We start from the raw sequence: 1214 nt of genomic DNA, 5'->3' as shown, positions 1-1214 counted from the left end.
GGCTGTAAAGCAGGTTCGGATTGTCAGTGGGATGCCAGGCCATGGTGATCGAGTAGTGGGCTTTGCCATCATCGGCGATGAAGCCGAAGGGCAGGCAAAAGCCAGTCTCTTTGGGTATCTCAAATTCTGCGCGCGTGCGGAAGCGCGCGAGCAGGTCACGGGCGGCGGGGAGTAGTTTTTCGAACGAGCTTCTGTGTTCGGAATAGTCGCTTTGTTGGCCGAATGCGAAGCGATAGATTCGGTCGTCACGCCACAAGAGCACGATGAGTTTGTCGGGATAGCGAGCGCCGTAGGCGTCTGGCATGCCGAAGTCGAAGGCGGACTGCTCGGCGTAGAGTTCATCTGTTGGGTAGGTATCGAATTCTTTTTTGTAGGCTTCCAATTCAACTTCAAAATGTTTGTAGGGACGGTTTTCTCTTTTGAACTGATTTATAAAGTCCGCCAGCACAACGAGTTCGGTGCTTATTTTCCGCACTCTTTTTAGTTTTTCGCTTAGCTCGTCAATTTCGTCGTCTAATGCTTTGTATTGTTTAGGGTCGGAGCGCGACAAGTTACCTGTCATTGCTTCTGAGATTTTGTCGATCTTGTTTTTTAAAACCCGCTCTTTAGCCACCGTGATATCTGGGTGGTGTCTGCCGGCCAAATCGGTAAAGGTTTCTATGTTCGTTTTTGGGCTAACTTCAATAGTGACTAACCCGTAAGCATCGTTTGTAGGGTCGCTGCCGTAACTGAGTTGTTTGTCAGCTAGTCTTATGTCTGGCGAATATGTGGTGAAGCCGATGCCGTCGGTGTAAGTCCATTGGTCGTTGAGTAGGTGCCAAGTAATTTCTGATTTTATTTCGAATTGAGAACGTCCCAAGCACTCTGTTCTTGATTGTTGTGCAGTGCTCTTGCTATCTGCATGTGCAGCTTGAGATAATAGTAAGCAGCAGCTGGCCAGAATGTAGATTGATTTAGTATTGCTCATTAAGAGTTTTCCGTAACTCGTTCGTTGGTTAAAGCTGCTCTATTTGCGCCCCCGGATTCTACTTTTACTTGCCGGTCAGGCTGTCCATACCCGGTTGCAACCGGAAGCTCTTCAGGATGTTGAGGAAGTCTTCCTTGCTCTGCTCAAAGGTTCTGACTTGTGTTGAAGCGTAATTCTCGGCCTTCAACACCATGCTCGGTTCATATCCCTTGTTGGCCAGACCTGCGGTCATGACGAATCGCTCTGT

General features: G+C 48.6%; 1 protein-coding gene and 1 pseudogene. Both read right to left on the bottom strand.

Annotated features, from left to right (window positions below; all coding sequences use genetic code 11):
• Positions 1-967 (bottom strand): annotated as a pseudogene (locus H8F23_RS28700) (hypothetical protein); the annotation flags it as partial.
• A gap of 64 nt (positions 968-1031) precedes the next feature.
• Positions 1032-1214: hypothetical protein (locus H8F23_RS28695; RefSeq protein ID WP_228759423.1), on the bottom strand; the 183-nt coding region annotated here is incomplete at its 5' end.

It is taken from the genome of Pseudomonas neuropathica (assembly GCF_015461835.1).
Taxonomy (GTDB): domain Bacteria; phylum Pseudomonadota; class Gammaproteobacteria; order Pseudomonadales; family Pseudomonadaceae; genus Aquipseudomonas; species Aquipseudomonas neuropathica.
This window is presented reverse-complemented; position numbering and strand designations above follow the sequence as displayed.